The following is a 24,756-nucleotide window of genomic DNA, read 5'->3' as shown; positions in this document are numbered from 1 at the left end:
TATGGTACTAATAGTAAATCTTATAAAAAGAATTGTCAATATTATTTTCTGAATATATTTTATTTTAAGGTAATGGAAACATTACCTTTTTTATGTCCTGTCTCTACGTACGTATGAGCCTCTGAAATTTCTTCTAACGGGTAAGTTTTATCGATAACTGGCTTTAATTTTTCTTCTTCCGTTAGCCTTTTTAGTAGAAGGATATCTTCTTTGCGTACTTTTGCCATCGTTCCATTGACTGACACGTATTTACCGTTAGCAGTTAATGCTTTCTTGCAATGGGATTTTTTAATTTTTCCAACTGCATCAAATATAATATCGTAGCGTTCATCTCGCTTTGAAAAATCTTCTTTCGTATAATCAATTACGTGATTAGCTCCTAAAGATTGTACTAACTCAAAATTTGAATTACTACAAACAGCTGTAACAGTCGCACCGAAATAGTTAGCAAGTTGCACAGCAGCGGTACCTACTGATCCGGAAGCGCCATATATAAGGACTTGATGCTCTTTTCGTATATGTCCTTTTCTGAGGAAGTGTAATGCTGAAGTTCCACCAAAAGGAATAACAGCAGCTTCTTCATACGTTAAATTGAGGGGCTTTAATGCTATCAATCCGCTTTCATGCACACATGTGTATTCGGCATAACCACCAACGTTCAGCTCCGTTAGTGCAAAGACTTGGTCTCCTTTTTCAAATTGAGTTACATCCGTTCCTATTTCCTCAATTTCACCAGATAACTCTACACCGAGTATAGGTCTTCTTGGTGTTTTGAAACCTAATATAATTCGCATAGGAATCCAAAATAATAGGGGGCTAGTAAAGCTTCGCATTCTACAATCTCCAGTGGTTACACTTGTTGCGTGAATCTTAACTAATACTTCATTCTTTTTAGGAATAGGTTTCTCTACATCTTGAAGTTTGAGAACATTAGGTGGTCCATACTTTGTGTAAATAATTGCTTTCATAATGACCTCCTGAATTTAATTGTTTTTATTTACATCATATTTAGGTATTCCTTTAAAAATGTTGTTAGGAGAGGAATAAAGTTAAATAGAAATATTAAAAATTATATAGATTTCAAAGGAAAATAGATGATATCCTTTTGGAAAGGAGGGAGAATTATGAAAAAACTTATTTTAACTTCTAGTTTAGTCCTTGCAGTTATTTTAGGTGCAGGGTGTAGTAATGAGAAAACAACAAAGACGGATGAACCAAAAAAAGAATCGGTACAAAAAGAAAAGGAATTAGCAGCGAAGGATGTTTTCAAGAAAGCGAATGAAGCTTTTAAAAATGAAGAACATGTAACGATGACATATGATGTAGGGATAAAAGCTGAAGGAACAGAGATGGATGTACTAAAGGCTAAAATGCAATTAGAGCCAAAGAAAAAGAATTCTCGTTCTGAAATGAATGTTTCTGGTACAGATGTTGTAGTGTATGCTGTGGATGGTAAAGTTGCTGGTCAGGTGAAAAATCCTAATACAGGAGAAGTTATATCTGTACCGGAGGAGCAATTAAATGCTGGCGGGATGAAAGCAACTCAAGATATTGTAGATAATTTAGAAGTGCCAGCAGTAGTTTTAGATAAAATGAAGATGGAGAAAAGCGGAGACAAATATAAGCTGAAGTTCATATTAAAAGGGCAAGAAACAGAAAGTATGTTAACTAGCATGGATGAAACGCAGAAGAAAATGCTACAAGCACAAAATGCAAAGATAGAAGAAGTGGATGCAGAATATATCATTACAAAAGATTTTAAATATGAATCAGCGAAGATAGATATGATTATGAGTAGTAATGGTGAGGATAAGGCACACATTATTACGAATGCAAAATATACATCGTACGAAAAGTTTGAGCCAATACAGCTGCCAGCAGCAAAGTAACAGTCTTGATGAGGGAGGGACCTAAAATAAGGGTCGCTCTCTTTTTTGTTAATACTTTTTTTAGGAAAATAGGTACAATATGAAGAGGAAGGACGTTAGAAAAGGAGAGTGCCATTTGAAAAAAAGAAAGATAGCAGTTGTTATTGTAGCGTATACCGTGTTGCTCGCGACATCTATATATACATACAAAGAGCAACTGGATCATCCTATTATGAGTGATGTAGGAAAGTTGCTTCCAACGAAAATTAAACGTGTTGAAAATGCTGAGGATGAAAGTTCATTAAAAAAGTTAGTGCAAGATGCAAATGTTTCTGGAGAGAAGATTTCTATTGCAGGTATGCAACATAGCCAAGGCGGGCAGACGTATTATCCGAACGGTACGATGCTTGATATGAAAGGCTATAATGAAATATTAGAATTCGATCCGGAGAAGAAGAGGATTAGGGTACAAAGCGGTGTCACATGGAATGACATTCAAAAGAAAATCAATCCATATGGTCTTGCAGTTCAAGTGATGCAATCTCAAAATATTTTTACTGTTGGTGGTTCATTAAGTGTAAATGTACATGGGCGTGATATTCGTCATGAAGCATTGATTGATACAGTAGAGTCGTTCAGATTGTTAATGGCAGATGGTACGGTACGTAATGTAAGTAGAGAAGAAAATGCTGACTTGTTTCCGTATGTAATTGGGGGATACGGATTGTTTGGTGTGATTTTAGATGTGACGCTACAGTTAACAAACGATGAATTGTATGAAACGCATACGAAGGTACTAGATTATAAAGAATACTCTTCATACTTTAAGAATAAAGTGCGAAGGGACGAGAATATACGTATGCATTTAGCACGTATTTCTGTTGCCCCAAATTCATTTTTAAAAGAAATGTATGTGACAGATTATGTACTGGCAGAAGATCAACAGAAGTTGAAAGAGTACAGCAAATTAAAAGAAGAAAATATTATAGCTGCGCCGAAATTCTTACTTGGGTTATCACGTTATAGTGACTGGGGAAAGGGCGCATTTTGGGATATACAAAGAAGTTATTTTGAACGTACAGATGGTAAGTACGAAACTCGAAATAACGTAATGAGATCTGATAGTGCTTTTATGGAATACGATAATCCAAACTTGACCGAAGTTTTACAAGAGTACTTTGTACCAATAGATGGTTTTGCAGAGTATATAGATGATTTGCGAAGCGTTTTAACTAAAGAGGAATTAAACCTTCTTAACATTACAATCCGCTATGTAGAAAAGAATGAGAATGCGGTGCTATCTTATGCGAAAGATGATATGTTTGCGCTTGTGCTTCTAATTAATCAAGGACGTTCTGAGGATGAAATAAAGAAAACAAAAGCGGTCATTCAGAAGATGATTGATGTTACTTTAAAGCATAATGGCAGTTATTATTTACCGTATTATTCTTATCCGGAAAAGGAGCAACTAAAGAAAGCGTATCCTCGCATAGAAGAATTCCTTCAGAAGAAGAAGGAAGTAGACCCAGAGGAAAGGTTTGTGAATTTATTTTATAAGGAGTATAGCAAATGACATATAGAAGATTTGTGGCCTCACAAAGCATTATTATGATGGCGGGTAGTATGGTATTTCCTTTTTATATACTATTGCTTCGAAATGTTGGAAATAGTTTCTCGCAATTTGGCTGGGCGTACGGCTTATTTGCCTTAACTTCAGCTCTAGTATATCCGTTAGTTGGAAGAATCTCTGATAGTGTAGGTGATAGAAAGTTATTAATTGTATACGCTTGGTCTATGGCTATATTAATGCTTTGTTTCCCTATTGCAACAGAAGTTTGGCATGTATATATTCTCCAAATTTTAATGGGGGTTTTAGTTGCTGTGCAGCGCAATACGGAGAAGACGTCGTTAGCACGAAAGGTAGCACATAAGGAAGCTGGTTACGAAATTGGGAAATACCATGTATGGACATCAATTGGTGGCGGAGTAGCTATAATTGCAACTGGTTACTTAGTGGATTTCTTTACGATAGGGACTATTTTTTACATTGCTTCAGTTTTATATGTAGTTAGTGGATTTATATTAAGCCGCAGTGATAAGTAATTAAAAGTATTTTCATTCCCATTTTTACCTGATTACCCTTTATTTGTTATACTTATGGAGAAGACAAAAGAAAAGGGGACATTGCCTTTGATGAAATTTATAGTTTTAGCTATTCTCACTTTGTTTTTGATTCCATGGACTAGAAGCGGTAATAAAATTCGCGCGGTGGATAAAGGAGGAAATGAGAAAGTTGTAAAGGGGAAGAAATCATCTGTTTTAGTTATTCCTGTTTTATTTTGGATAGGTATTGCAATCTATGAATATTTTTGGCTAATTGATGATCGAGCAGATTCTATTCTTACTCATTATTCTGTTGCAGTAGCGATTTTAATTGGGCTTGTTTTATTTTCACAAGAGCAGGTAGGGAAATTAGAAGGTATGTTAAAAGGACTTCTAATGTTTGTTTTACTCGCAAGTTACGGCTATTTTGGTTATTTGCACGATATAGTAATCTCGCAAAAGAAATATGATTCGGTCGTGAAGGTAGAGAAAGATATTTCAGAGCCATTTACTGAAAATGACCAACCGTTTACAGTTCCGCCTAAAACAGCGGAAAATAAAATGAAAAAGGTATTTGGTGATATTCCGAAAGTAGCTTATTTTGAGCTAGGGGAATTAACACCGCAAATGGTAAATGGTGAAGCCTTGTATGTAGCACCGATAGAAGTTTCGGGATTTTTTAAAGCACGTAAAGCGGAAACAATTCCAGGTTACGTAACAATGTCAGGTACAAATCCTGATGCGGAAGCGAAATTACATCTTGGTTATAAAATGAAGTATGTACCAAGCATGTTTTTCGGTAATAAATTAGAACGTGTCGTTCGAAAAGCAGAGCCAGATTTAGTTTTTAAAGGGAAACCAAAATTTGAAGTTGATGATAAAGGAAAACCGTATTATACAATGACATACGGTGAGTTTATTTCAGGAAGATCAGGGTTTGAAGTAGAAGGCGTTGTCGTTGTTGATGCACAAACAGGTGATGTGAAACGATATGATAAAGGGAATGCACCTAAATTCGTTGATGGTGTATTAAATCATGAAACAGCATCTACGTTAAATACGTACTTCGGAAAATATATTCACGGATTTTGGAACACGAAATTCTCACAAACAGACATGAAGATGCCGACTGAGTGGGGGACGAAGGAAGGCGTTACGCCAATCTTCGGAAAGGATGGTAAACTGTATTACTTTACAGACTTTACCTCTCCGAAAGAAGGAGTAGATTCTGCCCTCGGTTACTCATTAGTTGATGCACGTACAGGGAAGTTGTATTACTATAACGGAAAAGAAGTGAAGGGAATTATGGATGGTTCGGCTGCTACAGAAGTAGTGGATAATTCCTTTAAGAGAGAGAAATGGCATGGAACAATGCCGGTTATTTATAACGTATATGGTAAACCTTCTTGGATTGTACCAGTTATTGATGACGGGGGATTAGTACGTGCTCATACTGTTATATCTGCTTCTAATGCAAAAGTATTTGCGTCAGGTTCAACGCAAAAAGAAGCCCTTGAGAATTATAAAAATGCGCTGAGCGGAAGTGGTGATTCATTTAGACCAACTTCAAATGGGAAAGAAGCGCAAAAAGAAGGTACTGTACAACGTGTGTATAAAGAAAAATCAGGCGAAAATACGATTGTGTACGTATTATTAGAAAACGAGCAAAGAGTATTCATGGTACCAGCAAAGAAATTCCCATATGCAATGTTTACAGAAGTAGGAGATCCAATTCAAATCACATATTTAGACACAGGAGAAATGATGGCATCTGTATCTAAATTTACAAATAGTAATTTGAAAAAGTAAAGCGATAGAGATTCTATCGCTTTTTTTTACATTATTAAACAGGGAAATACGGTATACTTGACGTATATTTATGTTGTAACTATAATTGTTACGATTGAGTGTTTATATGAAAGGGTGAATGGAAAAAGTGAATGGAGTTAATCACGAAGTATATAAACCTGTAAAGACAAACAGGTTATGGATGATTCTTGTATTAGGGACACTTACGGCAATTGGGCCATTATCTATTGATATGTATTTGCCTTCTTTACCAAAGTTAACGGATGATTTACAAACGAGTGCATCCCTTGCGCAGCTTACATTAACTGCTTGCCTGCTTGGGCTTTCAGTAGGACAGTTATTTGTTGGTTCAATTAGTGACATTTACGGAAGACGCAAACCTCTTATTATCGCTCTTATTATTTATGTTGCTTCTTCTTTACTTTGTGCTGTTGCACCATCGATTTGGAGTTTAGTGCTTTTACGTTTCTTACAAGGTGCTTCAGGGTCTGCTGGTATCGTTATATCACGTGCAATGGTACGTGATATGTATTCAGGTTCTGAAATGACGAAGTTTTTCTCACTGCTTATGTTAGTAAACGGAGCAGCCCCTATTTTGGCACCGATTATTGGAGGGCAATTATTACAGTTCACATCATGGCGCGGCGTCTTTATCGTTCTTGGAGCAATTAGTGTATTCATGCTAATATCAGCTACTTTCGTATTACGTGAAACATTACCTCCTGAAGAAAGGGAGACAGGTGGTTTGTCGGGAACGCTGGCGACATACGGAAAGCTTCTGAAAGATCGTTTATTTATGGGTTATGCATTGTCGCAAGGATTAGTAACAGCTGCAATGTTTGCTTATATTTCTGGTTCACCGTTCGTGTTGCAAAATATATACGGGGCATCACCACAACAGTTTAGTTTGTTCTTTGCAATTAACGGTATTGGTATTATTATTGCTAGCCAAGTTACTGGTCGTTTAGCAGGAAAAGTGGATGAGAAGACATTATTTGTTTCCGGTATTGTTATTGCGGCTGTTGGCGGTCTATCGTTACTACTTACAATCGTATTAGGAATAGGTCTAATCGGTGTTTTATGCTCGCTATTTCTCGTTGTATCAAGTGTTGGGGTTGTATCAACAACTGGCTTCTCGTTAGCGATGAGAAATCAAAAACAAGCTGCAGGAACAGCATCAGCTTTACTAGGTTTATTACAGTTCATTTCAGGAGCGCTTGTTGCACCGCTAGTAGGTATTGGCGGAAGTAATACAGCACTTCCTATGGGTGTTGTTATAGCTCTTTGTGAAATTGGTGCTGTGTTATGCTATTTATTCATGGCAAAAAGAAGTGAAAAGCAGTTTGAACTGCAACAAAATTTAGAGGCTTAACAAAAAAGAGCTGATTCAAACATTTCTTTGAATCAGCTCTTTTTTTTTCATTTCCTTGAAATAACTCATGCAAAAGTTATTTGCATAAAGTGACGATACTGTGACAAAAATGTTGGTATATATATTAAGATGTGGTCTCGAGTGCAAAAATCAGGGCGTTCTCGGTATAATAACAAGTGGAGATAAAGGAAACTATAATTCGTAGTAGCTGTAGATAAAAGGAGAAAAAGAGATGAAGAAGGTTTTGGGTATTGCTGTAATGGGAAGTATGATCCTTCTAGCAGGATGTAATGGGAATAAAGAAGCGAAAGAACCAAAAGAAAAGGTAGAACAATCTACTGAACAGACAGAAGAGATGAAAGTGTATCGCGAGGTACATGAAAAGTATGATGTGAAGATGAACAAAGAAATTAATAAAGCATTACAGTTATGGGAAGTGGCGAAAGAAAAGGGCGGCAAGGAAATAACTAATGCTAAATATAAAGAAGACGTGCAAAAGGTAACAACGGGCATGTTAGAAGATATTGATCATATGCGTAAAGAAATTCGTGTGCCGAAGTCGAAAGAGGACGAACATGAACTATATGTTGGTTTCTTAAATGAATCAGAACAAGCAATGAAAAAATTGCAGAAGTTAGCAGAGGAAGAAGATTCCTCGTTGATTCGTGATATAGAAATTCATTTTTCAACAGCATCGACATACTATAAACGCTTTCAAACAGAGGCGAAAAAATAACCTTGCGCATGCGCAAGGTTATTTTTTCTTCTTACCATCTCCGTCTTCATCCTCGGATACTAATACCTTTTGTTCTTCATGAAATTCTGAAATTGTTTGTCCAGTAATATTATCGAATGGAGTGTAAAAAGAAGTGATGCTTTTCTTTTTAATGAAGAGTTTGTAGAAGCCAATGATGACGAGTATGACGATTGTTAATGGCAATCCTATAGTAGCCAGAAGTAAGGGATCCATTTTATAACTCCTTTAAAGTAATTAATTTTATTATAAGCTAAAGTAGTGATTTTAAGAAATAACGCTATTAAAAACTGATTTTTCTAAAAATATCCAATTAGATTGACTTTTCATTTTTTCAGAATTATAATTCAAAATATACAATTTGAACCAAATAATAATATAGCAATTTACTTATCCAGAGAGGTAGAGGGACTGGCCCTATGACACCTCAGCAGCGGGTTCTGTAATAGAACACCGTGCTAATTCCAGCAAGCAAGTCTTGAAAGATAAGTGATGGGCATCGTTTTATTAAGCCTTGATCTTATTTTTTAAGATCAAGGCTTTTTGTGTTTTAAGAAGTGGAGAAGGAGTAATGGGAACAAATATGTCAATAAAACAAAGTAAATTCATTTGTTTAGGGGGTTATTGAAGTGTATGTTATTAAAAAACTATCGGTTATGGTATTCACGCTATGGGTCATTACGACAGTAACATTTTTAATTATGCATATTATTCCAGGTGATCCATTTTCATCAGATGCGAAAATCTTTCCTGAAGAAGTAATACAAAACATGAGAGCAAAGTATCACCTTGATGAACCGTTATGGAATCAGTATGTTGCTTATTTGGATGGGGTAGCTCATTTTGATTTTGGGGAATCTGTTCAATCGACAGGTCAAGGTGTATCAGAAATTATAACAACCGGTTTTGGACCGTCGGCAATTATTGGTTTACAAGCTCTTGTTATTTCATTGTTAGTCGGAATTGCCGCAGGTACATTTGCCGCGCTATATCATGGGAAAGTGATTGATTATAGTGTGAGCTTGCTTGCGATTCTCGGTATTTCTATTCCTAGTTTTATTTTAGCGCCACTATTTATACAAGTATTCGCCATCCAATTTGAATTACTACCAGTGGCGTCTTGGGGAACATTTGAGCATACGGTATTACCTTCCTTCGCATTAGCACTCGGGCCAATCGCAGTTATTACAAGATTTGTTCGCTCTAATATGATTGAAGTGTTGCAGAGTGATTATATTAAGCTAGCAAGAGCGAAAGGTATACCAATTAAGAAAATCATTATAAGGCATGCTCTTCGAAATGCGATTGTTCCGGTACTTACATTTGTTGGCCCATTAATGGCTGGACTTTTAACAGGGACTTTCGTTATTGAAAAAATTTTTTCAATTCCTGGTTTAGGAAAATATTTTGTAGATAGTATTTTTAACCGAGATTATCCAGTAATTATGGGAACAACAATTTTCTATAGTTCATTATTAATCTTTTGTATTTTCATTACAGATATTATTCATCGTATTGTTGATCCGCGTATTCGGTCTATTACGTAAGGAGGGGATATTTAAATGGGGGCCTATGAAATTAATGACCAGTTATTAACGAATGAAGAGAAGAAAGAATTAACGATAAATAAAGATCAGCAAACGATTAGCCGAAAAAAGGAAGTGTTTCGCAAGTTTGTATCAAACCCTATAGCAGTTTTAGGGGCAGTGACGTTATTACTAATTATTGTTTTTTCGCTTATTGGCGAAAGTTTAACGTCATTTACTGCGAGTGAACAAGTAAAAGAAGCAACTAATTTACCGCCTAGTAGTGAGCATTGGTTTGGAACAGACGATTTAGGTAGAGATATTTGGGCGCGTACTTGGGCTGGTGGGAAAATTTCATTAACAGTTGGATTGGTAGCGGCAGCTCTTGATATAGGGCTTGGTGTACTTATCGGAGGTTTTAGTGGATATGTGAGAGGGCGTAATCGTCTTGGAACGTTAATTGATGAGTGGATTATAAGAGGGATTGAAGTGTTATACGGTATCCCATATTTATTAATTGTTATTTTACTATTAATCGTTATGAAACCAGGACTTTTTACAATTATAATCGCCCTTGCGTTAACAGGATGGATTGGCATGGCACGTCTCATTCGGGCGCAAGTACTTTCATTGAAACAAAGAGAGTTTGTTATTGCAGCAGAGCGATTAGGTACACCTCATATGAAAATTATATATGGGCATTTAATTCCAAACTTAACAGGGATTATTATCGTAAATTTATCATTTACAATTCCAGCAGCTATTTTCTCAGAATCATTTTTAAGTTTTATCGGACTTGGAGTACAATCACCAGCGGCAAGTTGGGGCACGATGACGAACGATGCACTCGGGACATTACTAAGCGGAGAATGGTGGCAACTTTTCTTCCCGGCAATCATGATTGCACTAATCATGTTCGCATTTAATGCGATTGGTGATGGTTTGCAAGATGCAATTGATCCGAAAATCGTAAAACGTAATCGAAAGGAGAAAAAACATGGCACAAATCTTATCTTTAGAAAACGTAACGTTGGCCGTTGAAAAAGAGAATAGTAAGCAAGCAATTGTGAAGCATGTTTCCTTTTCTATTAACGAAGGTGAAATAGTTGCACTTGTCGGAGAAAGTGGTTCAGGGAAAAGTGTTACAGCACAATCAATTATCGGCTTGAATCAAGAATCGATTCATATTGATGATGGAAATGTATCTTTCCAATCAAAGGAATTAACAGATTTACAAGAATCAGAATGGAATCAAATTCGCGGGAAAGATATTTCCTTTATTTTTCAAGACCCGCTTTCATTTTTAAATCCAACGATGAAGGTGGGAAGACAAATTACAGAAGTAATTGTGCAGCATGAAAAGAAATCGAAAAAAGAGGCAAAAGAAATTGCAATTAACTTACTAAATGATTTAGGGATACATGAAGCAGAGAAACGCTTTGAACAATACCCGTATCAGTTAAGCGGAGGTATGAGGCAGCGTATTTGTTTAGCAATTGCGTTTGCATGTCACCCGAAGCTCGTTATTGCAGATGAACCTACAACGGCGTTAGATGTAACAATTCAAAAACAAATTATGGGGTTATTAAAAGAGCGAAAAGAAAAACAAAATACGAGTATTTTATTAATTACTCACGATTTGGCACTTGTGCGTGAAATCGCTGACCGAGTAGTTGTTATGTACGGAGGACGCATTGTTGAAAAAGGAACGATACAAGAAGTAATAGGTTCACCTAAGCATCCGTATACGAAAAGTTTATTGCAAGCAATTCCGAATATGGATGATTCCAAAAAAGTATTACGTGCTATAGAAGGAACGACACCTTCCATTGAAACATTAAATAGCTTTGGTTGTCCTTTTGTAAATCGTTGTTCAGTAGCGATAAAAGAATGTATTCATCGTTTCCCAGAGAGAACAACATATTCTGAGGAGCATAGTTCACATTGCTGGCAGCATATTCTGGAGCATAATAAAGCGAAATCAAAAGAGAAGGTGAATGCCTCATGACGACAGATTTAATTACTGTAAAGCAAGTAACGAAAACGTATGGAATTAAAAATAAAGAAATCGCAGCGTTAAAAGGTATATCACTTTCTATTCCGAAAGGAACAACTCTTGGCATTATCGGAGAAAGTGGTTCAGGAAAAACAACACTTGGTAAGCTCATAGCTGGGATTGAAAAACCAACGTCTGGTGAAATTGATTATAACGGTCAAGTTGTTCACACGCTGAAGTCGGCTAATAAGCGAAATTTCTTACAGAAAGTACAGTTTATTTTTCAAGATTCCACAGCTGCATTAAATCCGCGCTGGAAAGTACGCGATAGCGTAACGGAAGGATATATTTCATTCGGTTTAGGCGATAAAGGATTGAAAGATAAAGTCGCAGGTGATGCATTAGAGCGTGTTGGATTAGATAGACGATATATTGATCGTTATCCCCACGAATTTAGCGGTGGACAGCGTCAACGTATTGCCATTGCAAGAGCGCTATTATGTGAGCCAGAAGTATTAATCCTTGATGAACCAATTTCAGCATTAGATGTTTCACTGCAAATCCAAATTGTACATTTGCTGCAAAAGATTCAAAAGGAACAAGGCTATACATATTTATTTATCGCACATGATTTACCGATGGTTCACTATTTATGTGAAAAAGTGGCTGTCTTATACAAAGGAGAACTTGTTGAATTTGGAAATACGGAAGAAGTATTCCGTAATCCACAACATTCTTATACAAAAACATTATTAGCATCAACACCAAAAATTTTAGGTTAAAGGGGAATGTAGGATGAAGAAGTTTTTATTATTTGTCATTATGACTGTTTTAGCAATAACTTCTGTTGCTTGCGGTAAGAAAGACACTTCAAAAGCAAGTGCTAGTAAGGGAGAAGGAGATCGATTAGTAACGAATATTGGTAGTGATCCATATACGCTTGATTCCGCTATTGCGACAGATAGCACGTCAGGTTATATAATTGGGCAGTTGTTTTCAAGTTTATATACGCAAGATAGTGACGGGAAATATCAAAATGAATTAGCAGAGAACGAAGAAGTAAATGCTGATGGAAATGAATATACAATACATTTAAAGAAAGATATTAAATGGTCAGATGGTTCTCCTATTACAGCAAATGATTTTGAGTTCGCATGGAAGCGATTATTAAATCCGAAAACGGGTTCTATGAATGCGACAGAAATGTATTTTATTAAAGGAGCAGAGGCATATAATACTGGAAAAGGTGAAGAAGGCCAAGTTGGTATTCAAGTCGTTGATCCTCAAACATTAAAGGTAACGCTTGAGCACCCAGTTGCTTCTATTAAACAAAAGTTAGCAAGTTCATTATTTATTCCATTATCTAAAAAATCAATTGATGATAACAATAAATTAAAAACAGATCCAAAAGAGTTAATTACGAACGGACCATTCACATTAAAAGAATGGAAGCATAACCAAGCAATTACAGTGCAAAAAAATAAAGAATACTACGATAAAAAGGTAACATTAAAAGAAATTGAGTTTCGTATTATTCCAGATTCTAAAACAGCGTATCAATTGTACAAATCAAAAGAATTAGATTTATTAAGTGGCTTACCACAAGAGATGATTGAGAAAGAAAAAGGGAATAAAGAATATAAACGTGTTGCGGGATTCTCATCTTATATTTACTCGTTTAACGTAGAAAAAGAGCCGTTTACAAATGCGAAAGTACGTAAAGCATTTTCATTAGCGGTTGATCGTAAGTTTATCGTTGAAAAATTGTATAAAAATAATGCACAAGAAGCATATGCATTCGTTCCAGAAGGGGCAAAAACACAAGGTGGTCGTGATTTCCGTAAAGAAAAAGGTGATTACGTAAAATTTGATTCAGCGGAAGCGAAAAAATTATTAGAAGAAGGTATGAAAGAACAAGGATGGTCTATATTACCTGAAGTAACATTAAAATTCACAACAGATACACAGCATAAAAAAGTAGCAGAAGCGATGCAAGAAATGTTCAAGAAAAATCTTGGTGTAGATATTAAATTAGAAAATAAAGAGTGGAAGAGTTATATTGACACATATAAGCAAAGTGATTTCCAATTAGCTTATATGGGATGGGGCGGCTCTCTATTAGATCCAATTACTAAACTAGATTTATATGCAGGTGATGGTCCAAACAACTATGCAAAATGGCATAATAAAGAATTTGATAATTTAATTAATCAAGCAAAAACAGAGCAAGATGAAAACAAACGCTTTGACATATTGCATAAAGCAGAAGATATTATGTTTGATGAAACACCATTAATTCCAATTATTTTCCCTAGCGCTTCGTATTTACAAAAATCATCAGTATCTGGCGTCCAATTCATTATCGGTTCTAGTCCAGAACTAAGATATGTAAAAATTAAAAAATAAAATAAAGAAGTAGGCAACCGCCTACTTCTTTATTTTATTTCTTTCTTATATTCCTTTTTCGTTCCGTCAGAGAAAACAACTTCTAAATTAAATTTTTGATAGTCTTTATCAAGCTTGAACACGTTTACTACTTGATCAATCACTTCTTGATCAGGCGTATTTTTATCAAATTTTAATTCTTGTAGAAGGGGACTTAATTTAGTAACAGCCTCGTTGCCTGTGAATTTCACATCTGTTTTATGGTCTTCAATTTTTGCTTCCATTTTCTTATCGGCTGCTACATTTTTATAATCAGCTTCGTAATCTTTCTTCGTATCTTGATAGTCTGCTTTTAAATCAAATTCATTAAAGTTTAGTTTTAAATCTGCAGGAGCCTCATTTTTTGCTTCTTCAGTCGTTTTCTTATTAGAAGTTGTATCTTCTTTTGCAGGAGCTTTACATCCTGTTAATACAGGTACTAGCATAAGAGCTAATAAAGCTGATAGTAAAATTCTCATTATAAATTCCTCCTTATGTAATTTCTTTCTATACAAGTTTTTCCCAATTTCATGTAATTATGTATAAACCTAATAAATTATTTCCTTAAGGGGGACACATGCTTATTAATTAAATTGAAAGTAATTTGTATGTATATGAGGATTTTTAAAGAATGCCTTTGCGCTTTCTAAAACATATTAAACAATCGGCGAATTATTTCCCGCAACATATGCAGCGAATGGTTATTACACAATAATATTTGGTGGAGTTAATTTAGAGAAAAATATTATTTCATTATTATTTATTATACTAGTTACATAATTGGTAGCGGGAATCACTATAGGTATAAAAGGAATAGTAAAGGGAAGAGGTTTTGTAGCTAAAGACGTATAAAGTAAAAAAGGTATCCTTCATGTGGATACCTTTTTTACTAGCGTTTGTTATTTTGCAACTTCTGTCCACTTGTAGTTAAATTCACCGCCGAAGTCAGTTGTTACAAGTCCTTTAATAAATCCGCGTTGTAAGTAAGAACGACCTTGTTGGTATAAAGGAGCGACAGCACCATCTTGTAATAAGATTTTTTCAGCTTGCTTCATTGCTTCAAAGCGTACTTTTTCATCACCAGCTAAATCAGTTTTTACTTTACGAATAAGCTCGTCGTACTCTTTGTTAGAGTATTTATCGAAGTTATAAGCACTATCTGTTGTGAATAGATCTAAGAATGTAATAGGATCCGCGAAGTCAGGGCCCCAGCCATCGATTCCGATTTCGTAATCACCACTTAATAGTAGTTTTAACTGTTGTTTACGTGGTTGAGGTTTTAAATCCACTGTTAATCCATCTAGATTCTTTTCTAATTCACCTTTTAAATATTCACCAGTCTTTTTAGCTAAAGCATTATCACTTGTTAATAGTTCAATTGTTACTTTGTCAGTACCAAGTTCTTGTTTCGCCTTTTTCCAGTTTTCTTTTGCTGTTTTCACATCATCTTTAACTAGGTTTCCGTTTTCTTTACGGAAGTCATTACCGTCCGGACTTTTTGCGAATTTCGCAGGAACCATTCCTTCTGCCGAGATTGCACCGTTATTTAAAATTGTTTCTACGTACGCTTTTTTATTCATTGCTCCGTTAATAGCGAGGCGTGCATTTTGATTTTTTAATACTGCATTTTTTTGATTTAGTCGTAAGAATTGAATACCGACTTCAGCGCGTTCTTTAAAGTTTGCATCGTTTTTATATTTATCAACAAACTCCGCAGTTAAAGCAACACGATCAATTTGTCCTGAATCATATAAGTTAACTTCTGTAGACTTATCTTTAACGACATTGAAGTTGATTTCTTCTAGTTTTACAGTTTTAGCATCCCAATAGTTAGGGTTCTTCTTCAATTGGAAGCTTTGTTCATGTTTCCAGTTATCTAACGTGAAAGCCCCGTTGTAAATTAAATGATTCGTTTCTAAACCGTATTTATCACCTTGAGATTTTAAATACTCTTCATTAATTGGTAAGAATGTTGAAAATGTTGTTAAGCTTAAGAAGTAGGGAACAGGGCGGTCCAGTTGTACTTCTACAGTTTTATCATCAAGAGCTTTAACACCTAATTGATCGATCGCGGCTTCTTTTTGGTTTATTTGTTTCGCATTTTTTATATCAAAGAATAAGAATGCATATTCAGCAGCTGTTTCAGGATTTACGGCACGTTGCCAAGCGAAAACAAAATCTTTTGCTGTAACAGAAGTACCGTTTGACCATTTTGAATCACGAAGATGGAATGTGTATTTTGTTTTATCTGGACTAATGTCAACCGATTCAGCAACACCAGGAATCGGTGTATTATCTTCCCCCATTGCATATAAACCTTCAAAAACATTTCGCATTACGTTCATAGATTCCCCGTCCGTTGCTTTTGCAACATCCATTGTTGGAATTTCTGAAGCAAATGATAAGTTAATTGCTTGTTTATTAGGTGCTTTATCGTTTGCTTTCGCTCCGCCTGCATTTTCTTTATTTCCCCCGCAAGCAGTTAGTAGTAGACTCGCCCCTAAAACTGATGCAACAACAGGTACAACTTTTTTCTTCATTGTTCTTTCCTCCCTAAATGTGTTGTTCGTAACGTCATAATGTCCATGTCTTAAAGTGTAGCTATAGAAGAAGAGAAAACCTATTATAAATATGTGTATGTAGGTAATCAGGTGTTCTATATGTATATACATGTTGAACTATAATCTATCGTTATATGTTTCAACTTAGTAGACATTACATTTTGGTGGTGAAATATTTCGTTTCTTTGATTATTTAGAATATTAACACTGGAAAGAACTATATGTCAATAATAAAAATAGAATGTTAATTTCTTGAAATAATATATTGAAAAAGTAGATTCCCGTGTATTAAGGAATCTACTTTTAATGTATTTTATGAAAAAATAATTAGTATGGTGGAATAACGTTGATCAAAGTTACAATTTATTTTTCGATTTTTGCCCACTTGAAGTTTAACTGGCCTGCAAAGTCAACTTGCACAATTCCTTTTACATAAGAACGCTCTAAATAAGATTCTCCTTTTTGGTAAAGAGGAGCGATAACAGAGTCCTTAAATAATATTTTTTCTGATGCTAGTAACGCTTCCCAGCGAGCTTTTTCATCACCAGCCAAGGTAGTTTTAACTTTTTCAATTGTGTCATCAAACTCTTTATTAGAGTAATGATCTAAGTTGTAAGGGTTATTCGTCGTAAATAGTTCAAGGAATGTAATTGGATCAGCAAAGTCAGGACTCCAACCGTCAATTCCAATTTCGTAGTCACCTTTTAATAAGAGTGAAACTTGCTGCTTACGCGGTTGAGGTTTTATATTTACTGTTAAGCCGTCTAAATTTTTTTCTAGTTGTCCTTTTAAGAATTCACCAGTTTTCTTTTCAAGGTCACCATCACTGGTTAATAATTCTAATGTGATTTTTTCAGATCCAAGTTCTTGTTTTGCCTTTTTCCATAATTCTTGTGCAGATTTTGTATCGATTTTTGTTAAATCGCCGTTTGCAGTACGGAAGTCTGTTCCGTCAGGTCCTTTTGCAAAGTTTTTTGGAACGAGACTATTAGCTGGTGTAGAGCCATCGTTTAATAACGTATTTACAAAGGATTTTCGGTCAATTGTCTGAGCAATCGCTTGGCGTGCAGAGACATTTTGAAGTACTTTGTTTTGTTGGTTCATACGTAAAAATTGTACGCCTACATTTGGACGTTCTTTAAAGTTCCCATCTTTTTTATACTTATCAACGAAATCAGACGTTAATTTTATACGGTCTAATTGTTTTGATTCAAATAAATTTACTTCCGTTGATTTCTCTTTTACAACGTTGAAATTGATTTCTTCGAGTTTGACATTATCTTTATCCCAATAGGTAGGGTTTTTCTTAAATTTAAAGCTTTGTTCATGCTTCCAATCGTTTAGTGTGAAAGCTCCGTTGTATAAGATTTTATTATCTTCTAAAGCGTACTTATCACCTTGTGCTTTAAAGAATTCCTCGTTGATTGGTAGAAATGTTGGGAACGCCGTTAAGCTAATAAAATACGGAACAGGACGCTCTAATTCTACTTCAAACGTATGGTCATCAACTGCTTTTACACCAAGTTGATCGGCTGGAAGCTCTTTACTATTAATTTTTTTAGCGTTTTTAATATCAAAGAATAAAAAAGCATATTCAGAGGCTGTTGCTGGATCAACAGCTCTTTGCCAAGCGAAGACAAAATCTTTCGCTGTTACAGGTGTGCCGTTCGACCATTTTGAATCTCGTAAATGGAATGTGTATTTCGTTTTATCGCCACTCACTTCATGAGATTTTGCAGCGCCAGGAACAGGTTTATTACCTTCGCCAAGATTGTATAAACCTTCAAATACGTTTCTCATTACTTGACCAGAATCAGTATCTGTAGCACGAGCCGTATCCATTGTTCGAATCTCAGTAGGTGAAGATAAGTTTAAAACTTGCTTACTAGGTGCCTCATCTTTTGCATTTGCTCCGCTTGCTTCGTTTTTATAACTACCGCAACCAGCTAATAAAATACTTACTCCTACAACTGATGCAATACCGGGTACAAACTTCTTTTTCATTTGATTTTCCTCCTAAATAGTTAATAAGATTGGATGATGATGAGGGAATGAAAAACAAAAATCCCTCTTTTCGTATTGAGAAAGAGGGATTTTTACGTACAAGTTATGCACCCGTATATAAACGAAGTCCCTCATTCTATCTTTCAAGCATAAAGCTTGCAGGAAGTGGCACAGTATTCAAAATGAACCTGTTGCCGAGGTTTCAAAGGGCCAGTCCCTCCACCTCTCTTGATACAATGAGTAAATGAATTTTATTAATTTTTGTGTTTCTTTGATAATTCAAAATCTTACACCTTAGATAATGAAGTGTCAATCAAATGGAATATAGTTTAAATTTTCAGTTTTATTTAAAATAAAAAAACCACTGCATATGGCAGTGGTTTCCCTACTAGAAGTTAAAGTTATCTGGATCTGGACCAACGCGATGATTTTCATTTAAAGCTTGAATTGCTTTCATATCCTCCGAGCTTAATTCAAAGTCGAAGATGTTCGCATTTTCAATAATGCGGTGTTCTTTAATAGACTTAGGGATTGTTACAACTTCATTTTGCAGATCCCAACGTAAAATAACTTGTGCAGTTGATTTATTATGTTTTGCAGCAATTTCTTGTAGTGTTGGATTATCCAGTAGCTGCCCTTGCATTAATGGTGACCAAGCCTCAAGCTGGATGTTATGTTCTTTACAGAAAGCATGTAATTCTTCTTGTGCTAAGCGAGGGTGGTATTCCACTTGGTTGACCATTGGCTTGATTTCAGCAATTTCAAATACGTCTTGTAAGTGGTGAATGTGGAAATTACTCACACCGATAGCACGAACACGACCATCTTTATAAAGCTGCTCTAAAGCTTTCCATGATTCATTGTATTTTCCTTTTACAGGCCAATGTACTAAGTATAGATCTAAATATTCTAGACCTAATTTTTCTAATGTAGTTTCAAATGCTTGCAATGTTGACTCGTAACCTTGATCACTATTCCACACTTTTGAAGTGATGAACAACTCTTCACGAGGAATACCAGATTCTTGAATTGCCTGTCCAACGCCTTCTTCGTTTTTATATATCGCAGCAGTATCGATACTACGGTATCCATTTTTTATAGCTGCTTTTACAGAATCAATTACTTCTGTACCATCTTCTACTTTAAAAACACCTAAGCCGAACCAAGGCATTTTTACGCCGTTATGTAATGTTGTATAGTCGTTTAAACTTGTTAAAGTCATATTAATTCCCCCTAGCTTTTTTATTGGTTGCTTCTACTGCTTGTTGAATGACTTCTGAAAAATTATTTTCATATAGAACTTTTAAGCCTTCAGCCGTTGAACCTCCTGGTGTTGTTACTTGTTCGCGGAGCATAGCTGGATCCTGATTTTGCTGAAGCATAGCGGCAGAGCCAGCAATCATTTGAATGACAAGGTGTTTTGCTGTTTCCTCATCAATACCATAGCTTTTCGTTGCTTCAATTAAACCTTCAGCAAAGTGATAGAGAAAAGCAGGTGCACTACCAGTAACTGCGGTAAGTTGGTGAACTTCTTCTTCGGTACAAAACTGTGAGGTACCGATACCCTTTAAAAGAAGTTGTAACGTTTCTTGATGTGTTTCATCTACAGAATGTCCCGTCGTATATAAGGAGATAGACTTTCCAATTTCAGCAGCTGTATTTGGCATAATCCAAGCAACAGGTGTCCCTTGGGGAAGCCTTTCTTCTAGATAAGATGGTCCGATTCCGGCAGCAACTGTCACGACAAATTGATTAGTTAGAAGAGGGGATAGATCCGCTAATAGCTGTTCATGTGCGACAGGCGGCATTGCTAAAACGATTGTATCTACAGATTTAATATGCTGCTTCCAATCAGTTGTAATCGATAGATCATATTGAGTTTGTAATTGCGTTAGTTTTTCTCTGTTGCTTCGGTTGGAAACAATAATTTCTTCGATGTATTCTTTACTTGTTGTAAGTAGTCCAGCAAATATGGCTTCTGCCATACGACCGGCACCAATAAATAAAATTCGATGTTTATTAGGCATATCCTTTATTCCTTTCTGATGAGAATATGTTATAAAAAACGATACCATTTTTAAGAGAATTTTGTAAAAAGAAACGGCTTATAGTGGAGGGAATACAATTGGATAAAAAGGAGTATGAAGATTATTATACTTGAAAAATAGTTATAATTAAAAATCCCTGAAGCATTTATGCTTCAGGGATTGATAAATTATAAGTTTATGCTTTCGTCATACCAAGCAATACAGCGCCGCCGATAATTAAAACACTACCTAGTGCAATAAAGATCAATTGACGTTTTGTTTTCTTTTCACCTAAGAAGACAATCGCACCGAATGTTGAGATAACGATTCCAGTTTGAGATAATGGGAAGCTTGTTGCTACTCCAACACGTGGTAATGAAAGAAGTAAGAATAAGTTTCCTGTTCCCCATAGTAAACCAGATACAGCATTACGAATTGCATATTTGTTAAATGGTTTATGTTTAGACGTCAGTACAACCGCACCGACGAACATACCAACTGCCTGTGGTAAAATAGCAGACCAACCATCGATATTATACCAACGAATAATAATTACATATACAAGATAGCCGAAAGTAGAAACAATTAAAGTAAGAAGTCCCTTTTTCAATTGTCCTGGTGGCTGTGCATTTTCTTTATCATCTAGTGATGTGAATACTACACCAATTACGATTAATAGGATTGCAATCGTTCCCAGAACAATTGTTGTAGTAGTAGTCCACTCACGAAAAGCGATAACTCCAAAGATAGAAGTTGCAACAAGTTGCATACCAGTAGAAATAGTTACAGTAGTTGAAACACCTAGTTTTTCAACTGTTTTTAATTGGTTTACTTGTCCTAAAGCCCAGAATAAACCTGAAATAAAGCCAACAATCAAGACTGTCATTGTTAAAGTTGGTTGAGTAAATACATACATAGTTGTTGCGAAGAATAGAGCACCGATTGTCATACCTACCGTTTGGCTATATGCACCACCGCCCATTTTTACGCTTACTAATAAGATGTTTCCCCATGCGATTGCAGGAAGAAGCGCTAATAAAATGTCCATTACAAGACTCCCTTCGGTTTTCTATACCAATATAATTACATATCGTTCTAACGATCGGTAATGCCCCACTAATAGAGTAGAAGATTACCGATCGCTAAAACAGGATGAAGAATTTACGATATAAATGCGTTTTCATTTCTTCATTTTTTGAAACACTTTCATATAATAACAGGAAATTACCTATTTTAGAAAGTGAATTCAAATAAAATGTATATTTAAATAAGAGGAAAAATTCAGTTATTAATCAAATCATTTTATTTTCCGGGAAATAAAAAGCAACTTTTGTCGAAAGTTGCTTTAAGAAGTAGTAATTCTTCTATTAATGAGTTGAATGCATAGTAAGAATAGAAGGGACATACTAATCGTTATGATTACAAGTGTCCAAGCTAGTTGCATATTACTCGCATCAATAGCCATATAAATCGCCGTTGGAATCGTCTGAGTTTTGCCAGGTATATTTCCTGCAAACATTAAAGTTGCACCAAATTCACCGAGTGCGCGAACAAAGCTTAAAATCATACCGCTAAGTAGTGCGGGGAATGCAAGCGGGAGTGTAACATGTAGAAAAACTTGATATTCACTTGCACCAAGATCGCGCGCGCCATCTTCAATTTGTACATTTGCGATAGAAAATCCTGTTTTTGCTGATTGGTACATGAGCGGAAATGCAACGACTGTAGAAGCAATGATAGCAGCAGTAGATGTAAACATAATGGACTGCTGAAATAATGATTCAATCCACTTTCCAATGGGACTGTTATTTCCAAAAATGATAATTAGAAAAAAGCCGATAACAGTTGGTGGAAGCACCATTGGTAATAAGAAAATAGTTTCTAGTAGTACTTTATATCGCCACGAGGAGCGCGCTAATGCTCGTCCAATAATCGTTCCTAAGATTGTAACGATTATTGTGGCGCACGCAGCTACTCGCAAGGATAGAAAGACAGGTGACAAAATTGCATCAAAGCTCATAGCGATTATGGCAGGATTGTAAATCCATATTTCTTAAAGATAGATTGTGCATCTTTTGATTGTAAATACTCATAGAATGAAGTCGCCTCTTTCTTATGCTTAGATTCCTTTATAACACCTAAAGGATAGTGGATTGGCTCATGAGAATTAGCTGCTACCGCTTCTACAATTTTTACCTTGTCTGAAACGAGAGCGTCTGTTTTATATACAATACCAGCATCAACATTACCTGTTTCTACATATGTTAACACTTGGCGAACATCTTTTGTAAATACGATTTTATTTTGAACGTCATTCCAAAGATTTTCATATGTGAGAGAAGCTTTTGCATATTTTCCTGCAGGTACAGATTCGGGTGTACCAAGTGCGATTTTCTCGATTTTCTCATCCTTTAAATCTTGAAATTTTGTAAGAGCACTATCTTTTGGAACGACTAGAACTAGTTCATTTCCAAGAAGGTTTTTCCCTTCTTTTTCATTAATAAATCCTTTTTTAACAAGAGTTTGGAATTTATCCTCTGCTGCAGAGAAGAATAAATCAGCAGGTGCACCTTGCTCAATTTGTTGTTGAAGTGCACCAGAAGCACCGAAGTTAAAAGAAAGTTTAATGTTTGGTTCTTTCTCTTTATATTGCTTTTCAATTTCTTTTAATGCATCTTGTAAACTTGCAGCCGCTGATATAGTCAGCTCCACTAATTCTCCCTCTTTAGCAGCTGACTTTTCTTCACTTGAACAAGCTACACTGAATATAAGAAGAAAAGAAAGTATAAGTACCCCAATGGATCGTAAAGTAAATTTGTTCATAAAAAATCTCCCTTCGTTTACTAAGTTAATTATAACTAAATATAACTAATTATAACTAGTTATAATTGAATATAATTTGAACGATATAGTTGTTTTTAAAAACTAGGAGAAATATTCTTTTCTTTGTTACAATGAAGGAAGAAAGTGAGGAATCGTCTATGGATCATCATTCCTACACAACGGAAGAAGTAGCAAAGCAATTAAAAGTATCAAAATTAACTGTATACGACCTAATTAAAAAAGGAGAACTTCCTTCTTATAGGGTTGGTAGACAAATGCGCATTGATGCAGCTGATTTAGAACAATATATAAAGCAAATGAAAACAGGGAAGGTACAATTTACTCCTGTAAAGAAGGACGAAATTAGTAGTTCGAATACACGCATCATTAGTGGTCAAGAACTAACGTTAGATATGTTGGCAAAGCATATAGAAAATCGATTGCCAAATTCTAATATATTGAGAGCGTATCAAGGTAGTTTAACGAGTTTAGTGAAGATGTACCAAGGAGAAGGAAGCGTCGTTAGTTTACACTTATTTGATGGTGAAACGGGTACATATAATGTTCCTTACGTAAAACGTATTTTAGTTGGACAACCATATATTATGATGAATTTATTAGCAAGAAATGTTGGGTTTTATGTGCAAAAAGGGAATCCACAAAATATAAAAACATGGGCTGATTTAGCTCAGTCATCTATACGATTTGTAAATCGAGAAAAAGGTTCTGGTATTAGGGTGTTAGTGGATGAGCAATTGCGAATTCGAAAATTAAGTAAAGAAGATATTAACGGGTATGAATGGGAAGAATCGAATCACCTTGGTGTTGCCTCGCAAGTCGCGAATGGAAAAGCTGATGTTGGGGTAGGATCAGAAAAGTTTTCCCAAATTGTGAACGTAGACTTTATTCCAATAATGAAAGAACAGTATGATTTAGTACTTCTGAAGAATAAAGAAAATGAGGAACTTATTGAGGTTATAAAAGGGATTTTGCAATCTGAAGAGTTTCACAATGAATTAAAAGCAATTGGTGGATATGATATAAGTAAAACAGGCCAAATTATATATGAAACAAACTAAAAAGCTGCTTGTCTATAAGACGAGCGGCCTTTTCTATATAAAGGGGGGAACCAATTGTTAAACGAGACTTTGAGCAAGTGTGTAAATGAAAGCTGTAAGAAGAGTAGCTCCACTTGCAAGTCCGACAAAGTCTGATTTGTTGAAGGTAATGTTGTTCATCATAATCTCTCCTTATTTGTTTAATGTAGTTGCAACTGCTTTTGCATCGACAAGTGCGGATAGCACCATGCCCATTGTATTGAAAAATTTGTTTGATTTCATTTTGTTCATCATGCGTATCCGCTCCTTTTCGAATTGTTGTTGCCCTGCTTTCTGTCTTAATTATATGAAATATGGCCGCCTACAACTATCGAATTAGCTTACGGGAGGATTACACTTTTGTAAGAAAAAAAGACATTCATGTAAGAATG

The 24,756-nt window shown here is 35.4% G+C and carries 23 protein-coding genes and 2 riboswitches; of the genes, 12 read left to right on the top strand and 11 right to left on the bottom strand.

Annotated elements, in window-relative coordinates; translation table 11 throughout:
• Positions 1-59 precede the first annotated feature (59 nt).
• Positions 60-968 carry an NAD(P)-dependent alcohol dehydrogenase gene (locus MKX77_RS23095; protein WP_341307892.1) on the bottom strand — a complete coding sequence of 303 codons (909 nt, stop codon included), beginning with the start codon at positions 966-968 and terminating at the stop codon, positions 60-62.
• 156 nt (positions 969-1,124) lie between these two features.
• On the opposite strand from MKX77_RS23095, the gene MKX77_RS23090 reads away from it, so the two are divergent.
• The 6 genes from MKX77_RS23090 (at position 1,125) to MKX77_RS23065 (ending at position 7,888) form a co-directional block, all read left to right on the top strand.
• Positions 1,125-1,889, top strand: a complete 765-nt coding sequence (locus MKX77_RS23090; protein WP_341307891.1) for a hypothetical protein — start codon at positions 1,125-1,127, stop codon at positions 1,887-1,889.
• Positions 1,890-2,004: 115 nt separating this feature from the next.
• The gene (locus MKX77_RS23085; RefSeq protein WP_341307890.1) at positions 2,005-3,441 is read left to right on the top strand and encodes an FAD-binding oxidoreductase; all 1,437 of its coding nucleotides are present in this window, start codon (positions 2,005-2,007) and stop codon (positions 3,439-3,441) included.
• On the top strand, positions 3,438-3,971 hold the full coding sequence (locus tag MKX77_RS23080; protein WP_341307889.1) for an MFS transporter: 534 nt from the start codon (positions 3,438-3,440) through the stop codon (positions 3,969-3,971). Before MKX77_RS23085 ends, MKX77_RS23080 begins: the two co-directional genes overlap by 4 nt.
• Positions 3,972-4,061: 90 nt before the next feature.
• A complete protein-coding gene (locus MKX77_RS23075; protein ID WP_341307991.1) occupies positions 4,062-5,780 on the top strand; it encodes a DUF3981 domain-containing protein in 1,719 nt (572 codons plus the stop codon).
• A gap of 118 nt (positions 5,781-5,898) precedes the next feature.
• Positions 5,899-7,152, top strand: coding sequence for a Bcr/CflA family multidrug efflux MFS transporter (locus MKX77_RS23070; protein ID WP_341307888.1), 1,254 nt, complete (start codon positions 5,899-5,901; stop codon positions 7,150-7,152).
• A 232-nt stretch (positions 7,153-7,384) separates the two neighbouring features.
• Positions 7,385-7,888, top strand: a complete 504-nt coding sequence (locus tag MKX77_RS23065) for a hypothetical protein (protein WP_215554988.1) — start codon at positions 7,385-7,387, stop codon at positions 7,886-7,888.
• Positions 7,889-7,906: 18 nt separating this feature from the next.
• Here the strand turns inward: MKX77_RS23065 and MKX77_RS23060 are convergent, their stop codons facing one another.
• Positions 7,907-8,122 carry a DUF3951 domain-containing protein gene (locus MKX77_RS23060; RefSeq protein WP_000371390.1) on the bottom strand — a complete coding sequence of 72 codons (216 nt, stop codon included), beginning with the start codon at positions 8,120-8,122 and terminating at the stop codon, positions 7,907-7,909.
• A 171-nt stretch (positions 8,123-8,293) separates the two neighbouring features.
• Positions 8,294-8,398: riboswitch (SAM riboswitch) on the top strand.
• A 137-nt stretch (positions 8,399-8,535) separates the two neighbouring features.
• Here MKX77_RS23060 and MKX77_RS23055 point away from each other — a divergent pair.
• Genes MKX77_RS23055 through MKX77_RS23035 form a run of 5 tightly spaced genes read left to right on the top strand, consistent with a single transcriptional unit; the run spans position 8,536 to position 13,834 of the window.
• Positions 8,536-9,453 carry an ABC transporter permease gene (locus MKX77_RS23055; RefSeq protein ID WP_341307887.1) on the top strand — a complete coding sequence of 306 codons (918 nt, stop codon included), beginning with the start codon at positions 8,536-8,538 and terminating at the stop codon, positions 9,451-9,453.
• 15 nt (positions 9,454-9,468) lie between these two features.
• On the top strand, positions 9,469-10,473 hold the full coding sequence (locus tag MKX77_RS23050) for an ABC transporter permease (RefSeq protein ID WP_215554990.1): 1,005 nt from the start codon (positions 9,469-9,471) through the stop codon (positions 10,471-10,473).
• A complete protein-coding gene (locus MKX77_RS23045; RefSeq protein ID WP_341307886.1) occupies positions 10,430-11,440 on the top strand; it encodes an ABC transporter ATP-binding protein in 1,011 nt (336 codons plus the stop codon). The genes MKX77_RS23050 and MKX77_RS23045 overlap by 44 nt, the downstream gene beginning before the upstream one ends.
• On the top strand, positions 11,437-12,210 hold the full coding sequence (locus MKX77_RS23040) for an ABC transporter ATP-binding protein (RefSeq protein WP_341307885.1): 774 nt from the start codon (positions 11,437-11,439) through the stop codon (positions 12,208-12,210). The genes MKX77_RS23045 and MKX77_RS23040 overlap by 4 nt, the downstream gene beginning before the upstream one ends.
• Before the next feature lie 13 nt (positions 12,211-12,223).
• A complete protein-coding gene (locus MKX77_RS23035; RefSeq protein ID WP_341307884.1) occupies positions 12,224-13,834 on the top strand; it encodes a peptide ABC transporter substrate-binding protein in 1,611 nt (536 codons plus the stop codon).
• Positions 13,835-13,863: 29 nt separating this feature from the next.
• Here the strand turns inward: MKX77_RS23035 and MKX77_RS23030 are convergent, their stop codons facing one another.
• The 8 genes from MKX77_RS23030 to modA all read right to left on the bottom strand — a co-directional run bounded on the left by MKX77_RS23030 (position 13,864) and on the right by modA (position 23,267).
• Positions 13,864-14,331, bottom strand: coding sequence for a YusW family protein (locus MKX77_RS23030; RefSeq protein WP_215554994.1), 468 nt, complete (start codon positions 14,329-14,331; stop codon positions 13,864-13,866).
• Between the two features lie 420 nt (positions 14,332-14,751).
• Entirely contained in the window at positions 14,752-16,392 is a 1,641-nt protein-coding gene (locus tag MKX77_RS23025; RefSeq protein WP_341307883.1) for a peptide ABC transporter substrate-binding protein, read from the bottom strand.
• Between the two features lie 384 nt (positions 16,393-16,776).
• A complete protein-coding gene (locus MKX77_RS23020; RefSeq protein WP_341307882.1) occupies positions 16,777-18,417 on the bottom strand; it encodes a peptide ABC transporter substrate-binding protein in 1,641 nt (546 codons plus the stop codon).
• 133 nt (positions 18,418-18,550) lie between these two features.
• A riboswitch (SAM riboswitch) is annotated at positions 18,551-18,655 on the bottom strand.
• A gap of 150 nt (positions 18,656-18,805) precedes the next feature.
• Positions 18,806-19,639, bottom strand: a complete 834-nt coding sequence (locus MKX77_RS23015) for an aldo/keto reductase (RefSeq protein WP_215554997.1) — start codon at positions 19,637-19,639, stop codon at positions 18,806-18,808.
• Position 19,640: 1 nt separating this feature from the next.
• Positions 19,641-20,444, bottom strand: a complete 804-nt coding sequence (gene proC / locus MKX77_RS23010) for a pyrroline-5-carboxylate reductase (protein ID WP_215554998.1) — start codon at positions 20,442-20,444, stop codon at positions 19,641-19,643.
• A gap of 196 nt (positions 20,445-20,640) precedes the next feature.
• A complete protein-coding gene (locus MKX77_RS23005) occupies positions 20,641-21,492 on the bottom strand; it encodes a GRP family sugar transporter (protein WP_002140141.1) in 852 nt (283 codons plus the stop codon).
• A gap of 297 nt (positions 21,493-21,789) precedes the next feature.
• The gene (gene modB / locus MKX77_RS23000) at positions 21,790-22,464 is read right to left on the bottom strand and encodes a molybdate ABC transporter permease subunit (RefSeq protein ID WP_002029397.1); all 675 of its coding nucleotides are present in this window, start codon (positions 22,462-22,464) and stop codon (positions 21,790-21,792) included.
• A gap of 5 nt (positions 22,465-22,469) precedes the next feature.
• On the bottom strand, positions 22,470-23,267 hold the full coding sequence (gene modA / locus MKX77_RS22995) for a molybdate ABC transporter substrate-binding protein (protein WP_341307881.1): 798 nt from the start codon (positions 23,265-23,267) through the stop codon (positions 22,470-22,472).
• A 131-nt stretch (positions 23,268-23,398) separates the two neighbouring features.
• Between modA and MKX77_RS22990 the strand changes: the two genes are divergently transcribed.
• Entirely contained in the window at positions 23,399-24,346 is a 948-nt protein-coding gene (locus MKX77_RS22990) for a substrate-binding domain-containing protein (RefSeq protein WP_002029392.1), read from the top strand.
• A gap of 57 nt (positions 24,347-24,403) precedes the next feature.
• Here the strand turns inward: MKX77_RS22990 and MKX77_RS22985 are convergent, their stop codons facing one another.
• Entirely contained in the window at positions 24,404-24,505 is a 102-nt protein-coding gene (locus MKX77_RS22985) for a DUF3948 family protein (RefSeq protein ID WP_341307880.1), read from the bottom strand.
• Between the last annotated feature and the right edge of the window lie 251 nt (positions 24,506-24,756).

The sequence above is a fragment of the Bacillus sp. FSL R9-9410 genome (assembly GCF_038050385.1).
GTDB lineage: Bacteria > Bacillota > Bacilli > Bacillales > Bacillaceae_G > Bacillus_A > Bacillus_A cereus_U.
Note: the sequence above shows the minus strand (reverse complement) of the source record. Positions and strands in the feature narration are given on the sequence as shown.

What these genes read in the sequence shown, in the direction of transcription:
- MKX77_RS23065 (WP_215554988.1), top strand. Translation starts at nt 7,385, where the DNA reads ATGAAGAAGGTTTTGGGTATTGCTGTAATGGGAAGTATGATCCTTCTA.
- MKX77_RS23090 (WP_341307891.1), top strand. Translation starts at nt 1,125, where the DNA reads ATGAAAAAACTTATTTTAACTTCTAGTTTAGTCCTTGCAGTTATTTTA.
- MKX77_RS23060 (WP_000371390.1), bottom strand. Translation starts at nt 8,122, where the DNA reads ATGGATCCCTTACTTCTGGCTACTATAGGATTGCCATTAACAATCGTC.
- MKX77_RS23070 (WP_341307888.1), top strand. Translation starts at nt 5,899, where the DNA reads ATGGAAAAAGTGAATGGAGTTAATCACGAAGTATATAAACCTGTAAAG.
- MKX77_RS22985 (WP_341307880.1), bottom strand. Translation starts at nt 24,505, where the DNA reads ATGAACAACATTACCTTCAACAAATCAGACTTTGTCGGACTTGCAAGT.
- MKX77_RS23005 (WP_002140141.1), bottom strand. Translation starts at nt 21,492, where the DNA reads ATGGACATTTTATTAGCGCTTCTTCCTGCAATCGCATGGGGAAACATC.
- MKX77_RS23015 (WP_215554997.1), bottom strand. Translation starts at nt 19,639, where the DNA reads ATGACTTTAACAAGTTTAAACGACTATACAACATTACATAACGGCGTA.
- MKX77_RS23050 (WP_215554990.1), top strand. Translation starts at nt 9,469, where the DNA reads ATGGGGGCCTATGAAATTAATGACCAGTTATTAACGAATGAAGAGAAG.
- MKX77_RS23080 (WP_341307889.1), top strand. Translation starts at nt 3,438, where the DNA reads ATGACATATAGAAGATTTGTGGCCTCACAAAGCATTATTATGATGGCG.
- MKX77_RS23030 (WP_215554994.1), bottom strand. Translation starts at nt 14,331, where the DNA reads ATGAGAATTTTACTATCAGCTTTATTAGCTCTTATGCTAGTACCTGTA.
- MKX77_RS23045 (WP_341307886.1), top strand. Translation starts at nt 10,430, where the DNA reads ATGGCACAAATCTTATCTTTAGAAAACGTAACGTTGGCCGTTGAAAAA.
- modA (WP_341307881.1), bottom strand. Translation starts at nt 23,267, where the DNA reads ATGAACAAATTTACTTTACGATCCATTGGGGTACTTATACTTTCTTTT.
- MKX77_RS23035 (WP_341307884.1), top strand. Translation starts at nt 12,224, where the DNA reads ATGAAGAAGTTTTTATTATTTGTCATTATGACTGTTTTAGCAATAACT.
- MKX77_RS23040 (WP_341307885.1), top strand. Translation starts at nt 11,437, where the DNA reads ATGACGACAGATTTAATTACTGTAAAGCAAGTAACGAAAACGTATGGA.
- MKX77_RS23075 (WP_341307991.1), top strand. Translation starts at nt 4,062, where the DNA reads ATGAAATTTATAGTTTTAGCTATTCTCACTTTGTTTTTGATTCCATGG.
- MKX77_RS22990 (WP_002029392.1), top strand. Translation starts at nt 23,399, where the DNA reads ATGAAGGAAGAAAGTGAGGAATCGTCTATGGATCATCATTCCTACACA.
- MKX77_RS23020 (WP_341307882.1), bottom strand. Translation starts at nt 18,417, where the DNA reads ATGAAAAAGAAGTTTGTACCCGGTATTGCATCAGTTGTAGGAGTAAGT.
- proC (WP_215554998.1), bottom strand. Translation starts at nt 20,444, where the DNA reads ATGCCTAATAAACATCGAATTTTATTTATTGGTGCCGGTCGTATGGCA.
- MKX77_RS23095 (WP_341307892.1), bottom strand. Translation starts at nt 968, where the DNA reads ATGAAAGCAATTATTTACACAAAGTATGGACCACCTAATGTTCTCAAA.
- MKX77_RS23025 (WP_341307883.1), bottom strand. Translation starts at nt 16,392, where the DNA reads ATGAAGAAAAAAGTTGTACCTGTTGTTGCATCAGTTTTAGGGGCGAGT.
- modB (WP_002029397.1), bottom strand. Translation starts at nt 22,464, where the DNA reads ATGAGCTTTGATGCAATTTTGTCACCTGTCTTTCTATCCTTGCGAGTA.